The 3,876-nt window shown below is 69.3% G+C and carries 5 protein-coding genes; 1 reads left to right on the forward strand and 4 read right to left on the reverse strand.

The features are described from left to right. Positions 1–57 precede the first annotated feature (57 nt). From VIB55_RS14230 to VIB55_RS14245, 4 genes are all read right to left on the reverse strand, one after another. Entirely contained in the window at positions 58–549 is a 492-nt protein-coding gene (locus VIB55_RS14230; RefSeq protein WP_331877318.1) for a GNAT family N-acetyltransferase, read from the reverse strand. Beyond that, positions 546–1,100: an RsmD family RNA methyltransferase gene (locus VIB55_RS14235; protein WP_331877319.1), complete on the reverse strand. Its 555-nt coding sequence runs from the start codon at positions 1,098–1,100 to the stop codon at positions 546–548. The genes VIB55_RS14230 and VIB55_RS14235 overlap by 4 nt, the downstream gene beginning before the upstream one ends. Before the next feature lie 7 nt (positions 1,101–1,107). Continuing rightward, positions 1,108–1,455 carry an arsenate reductase family protein gene (locus VIB55_RS14240; protein ID WP_331877320.1) on the reverse strand — a complete coding sequence of 116 codons (348 nt, stop codon included), beginning with the start codon at positions 1,453–1,455 and terminating at the stop codon, positions 1,108–1,110. A gap of 429 nt (positions 1,456–1,884) precedes the next feature. Beyond that, positions 1,885–3,144: a DUF4105 domain-containing protein gene (locus tag VIB55_RS14245; protein ID WP_331877321.1), complete on the reverse strand. Its 1,260-nt coding sequence runs from the start codon at positions 3,142–3,144 to the stop codon at positions 1,885–1,887. 160 nt (positions 3,145–3,304) lie between these two features. On the opposite strand from VIB55_RS14245, the gene VIB55_RS14250 reads away from it, so the two are divergent. Beyond that, a partial coding sequence (locus VIB55_RS14250; RefSeq protein ID WP_331877322.1) for an SDR family NAD(P)-dependent oxidoreductase occupies positions 3,305–3,876 on the forward strand: 572 nt, incomplete at its 3' end.

Below are 3,876 nucleotides of genomic sequence, written 5' to 3' on the forward strand. Positions count from 1 at the left end.
ACTTTGGGCCTTTGTTGCCGCGACTTCAGTCGCCCCAGCGGGGCTGACGCCTCCCTGTCACGTAACCGCGCCCGCGATCTCCTGCAGCTGCTCGGCGTTCAGCCGATACGTGTACCACTCGGTCATTCGGCGGGCGCCCAGCTTGTCGTAGAACCCGATGGCGAGCTCGTTCCAATCCAGCACCACCCACTCCATCCGCCCGCACCCGCGACGTACCGCCTCACCCGCCAGGAAGCGGAAGAACGCGCCCCCGATGCCGTGCCTCCGCGCGTCGGGCACCACGAACAGGTCCTCCAGGTATAGCGTGGGAAGCGCCAGGAACGACGAGTACGTTTCCAGCACGATGGCGTACGACACCGCCGTCCCGTCCAGCTCGCCCAGGAACACGCTGATGCGCTGCCGCGGCCCGAACGCGTCCGCCACCAGCCGGCCGCGCGCCTCCGGCGAGGGACGGTCCAGCTTCTCGTAGTCGGCCAGCTGGTCCACCAGGCCCAGGAACGTATCCGCGTCGTCCGGCGTGGCGCGGCGGATGGTGATGCGCTCGCTCATTCGGCGGCGGCGGACGCGTCCTGCGGGAACGGCCGCGCGCGGTAGAAGGTGAGCGCCGTGGTGTCGTCGATCTCCACGCGCTTGCCGCCGGCGGGCAGCTCGTGGTCGATCGCGTGCTCCACGGCCAGGATGGAGGCGAACGGCGTCTGCTGCCACGTGTCGATCAGCCGGTCCAGCATCTTGGACCCGTATGGCGGATCGGCGAACGCGATGTCGTAGGCGAACGGCTCCAGCGCCTCGGCGAAGGGCAGCGCGTCCTTCTTGAACAGGCGGCTCCGCTCGCGGACGTGCAGCGCGGCGATGTTCGCCTTGAGCGCGTGGACGCTGGCAGGCCGCGTTTCCACGAAATCGGCGGTGGCGGCGCCGCGCGACATGGCCTCCAGCCCTAGGGCGCCGGTGCCGGCGAACAGGTCGATCACGCGCGCGCCCTTCAGCTTGGGCTCCAGCAGCCGCAGCCACTCCTGCCGAACGTGTTCCGCCGTCGGGCGAACGCGCTTGTCCGGCGGCGACATCAGGTGCCGCCCCGCCCACTTTCCCCCGATGATCCTCATCCGGTGCTCACGGCGCAGTCCACTGCTTCCATTTTGCTTCGTCCCAGCCCACGGTCAGTTGGTTGCCGGCGCGCACCAGGGGCGTCACCAGCAGCATCGGGTCGTCCACCAGCAGAGGCAGGATCCTGGCCTCGGGCACGTGCGCCACGTGCAGGCCGCGCTCGCGGAAGCGCTTGCCCTGCCTGTCCAGCAGCGCCTCCACCCCGAAGCGCTCGGCGAAGCGCTTGAGCTCGCCCGTCGCCGCGGCGCGCTCCTTCAGGTCGACGAAGTGCGTCTTGATGCGACGCTCCTTGAAGAAGCGCAGCGCCTTCTTGCTTTCGTTGCAGCTCTTGGTGCCGAATATCTGTACTTCCATCGTGATTCGACGAACTCGGTTTTACGGAATCGGGAGAACAGCCGCAGCGGACCGGGCTGACCACGACTTGTGGCGCGGGCAACCCTGGCGAGGCTGGTGCGGTTCGAACGCTCCGGCGCATCCCTCGGCTGCCCTCTCCCCCGGCCCCTCTCCCGCAAGCGGGAGAGGGGAGAATTCGCGTGCGCTTCGTCCGGCTTGGTGCACTCTACCGTGCGTGCAGTCCGCGAAGGCGGACTTCGTGACTTTCCAGCTGCGGTTTGAACCGCCGGGACGAAGGCCGAGGCCTCTGCGCCAGTGACCGCTGCCGCGCCCGAGCTTATACGTTTCCGCGGCAAGATCCTTCGGCGCGCCGCGCCCCGTGTGCGGGCCGATGCCGTGCGCCTGCGCCTCTGGATGACAAGCCTCGTTGTGCCCTCTGCTTTTGGGTGCCTACCGCGCCGCAGGAGCGCCCCGCGTCAGCCGCCGCACCGTCCACGCCAGGGCCAGGTTGATGGGCAGCGCCAGCGCGATCACCTGCGCGTTGCGCTGGTCTAGCCAGGGAAGCACCTGCGCGATGAAACCAAACACAGAGAGCGCCGCCACCGCAGCCGCCAGCACCCACGCGGGACGCGCTGCCCACCGCGCACCATACGCCACGCACGGCACCAGCACGATCAGCGGCAGCGCCAGCGGCGACAGCTGCAGCATGTTCTCGTTGCCGTAGGCAATGCGGTGGTTGGTGAACGCCCACAGGTACACCAGCACGAACCCGCCGACCCCCGCGAACAGCAGCCACAGCCCGCTCACCGCGCCAAAGCCCATCCGCGCCAGCCCCGACCGCGGCGCCGCACGGCCCATCGCCACCAGCGCTCCCCCGATCAGCAGCCCCGCCACCAGGAACCAGGGTGTCCACGTCGGCGGCTCGGACAGCGGGGCGGGGCGGCCCTGGGCCTCGATCAGCGTCCACTCGCGCTTCACCAGCGGCACCTCGCGCCCCGCCTCGTCCAGCACCGTTGCCTCGCGGAACCGCTCCTGCACCTTGAAGGGCAGGAACATCTCTTCCCACCGCGAGATCCTGTGGTCCGCCGCGGGCCCGAGCCCGCCCGTGATGCCGGTGTACGAAACCGGGTCGCCCGCGATCAATCGCTCGCTGTGCCACCGGTACGTGGTGTTGGTGGGCACCTTTTCCGTCGCCGCCCGCAGCCGCCCGCCAGTCACCCGGTCCACCACGTCGCGGATGCGCGTGGAGCAGTTGTCCCGGTAGTAGTCGTACAGGTAGTCCTTGTTCTCCGGCAGCGCGTTCACCTCCAGCAGCCGCTGCAGCTCGCGCTTCTGCGCGGCCGTCAGGTTCAGCTCCTGTCCCCACACGGCGCGGTTGAAGTACTGGTACTGGAACAGCGTGTTCTGGATGTCGGACACGCCCAGCTCGTACAGCAGGTTGCCGGCGATGAACCGGCTCATGAACCCCGGCGAGGCGAAGTCGAACACCCCGTAGTTGTACACGCGGTCCGTGCTCGCCGCGGGATCGTGGATCCAGATGGCGTCGTGGCCGAACTTTTCCCACACCATCTTGCCCTGCCCCATTACCAGGTGCACCACCGTGAGCCCCGTGTCGGGAACCATGGTGGCCTGGGCGCGCAGGGCGGGGGCGGCGAAAACGGCCAGCAGGGCGGCCAGCAGGGGGGCGCGCCAGGAACGGGGGATGGGCATCAGGAGCTCGGGATGTGCCGTGAAAGCGGTTGCCGGGGCGAAATTTAGCGCCGCCGCACGCCGCCGCGCCATGCCGGGCGGGCTTTCGCGCCGTAACGCCGGGGGATAGTGTCACCCCAGGCAGCGAGGGCGGCACGCACACCATGGCGAGCGAGGGCACGTGTTCCGGGACGATCTTCTGGCGGGCAAGACGGTGCTGGTGACGGGTGGCGGCTCGGGGCTGGGGCTTTCGATGTCGCGCAAGTTTGCCGCGCTGGGGGCCAACGTGGCCATCACCGGCCGCAGCGCCGAGCGGCTGGCGGACGCCGCCGGGCAGATCAGCCCCGGGGGCGAGCGCATTTTCACCCAGCCCTGCGACGTGCGCGACTTCGCCCAGGTCGAGGCGATGACCGAGGCGGTGGCCGAGCGCTTCGGCGGCATCGACGTGCTGGTGAACAACGCCGCGGGCAACTTCCTATCCGCTACGGAAGACCTTTCGCCCAACGGCTTCAACGCCATCGTGCAGACGGTGCTGAACGGGACGTTTCACGCCACGCTCGCCGTCGGCCGGCGGATGATCGAGGCGGGGCGCGGCGGAAGCATCCTGAACATCGTCACCACCTACGCGTGGACGGGGTCGGCGTTCGTCGTTCCCTCCGCGGCGGCAAAGGCGGGCGTGCTGGCGATGACGCGGTCACTGGCGGTGGAGTGGGCCACGTACAAGATCCGCAGCAACGCCATTGCGCCCGGCCC

The sequence above is a fragment of the Longimicrobium sp. genome (assembly GCF_036554565.1).
Lineage (GTDB): Bacteria > Gemmatimonadota > Gemmatimonadetes > Longimicrobiales > Longimicrobiaceae > Longimicrobium.

Excerpts from the sequence above, each read along its gene's own strand:
- VIB55_RS14230 (WP_331877318.1), bottom strand. The coding sequence starts at position 549 with ATGAGCGAGCGCATCACCATCCGCCGCGCCACGCCGGACGACGCGGAT.
- VIB55_RS14235 (WP_331877319.1), bottom strand. The coding sequence starts at position 1,100 with ATGAGGATCATCGGGGGAAAGTGGGCGGGGCGGCACCTGATGTCGCCG.
- VIB55_RS14240 (WP_331877320.1), bottom strand. The coding sequence starts at position 1,455 with ATGGAAGTACAGATATTCGGCACCAAGAGCTGCAACGAAAGCAAGAAG.
- VIB55_RS14245 (WP_331877321.1), bottom strand. The coding sequence starts at position 3,144 with ATGCCCATCCCCCGTTCCTGGCGCGCCCCCCTGCTGGCCGCCCTGCTG.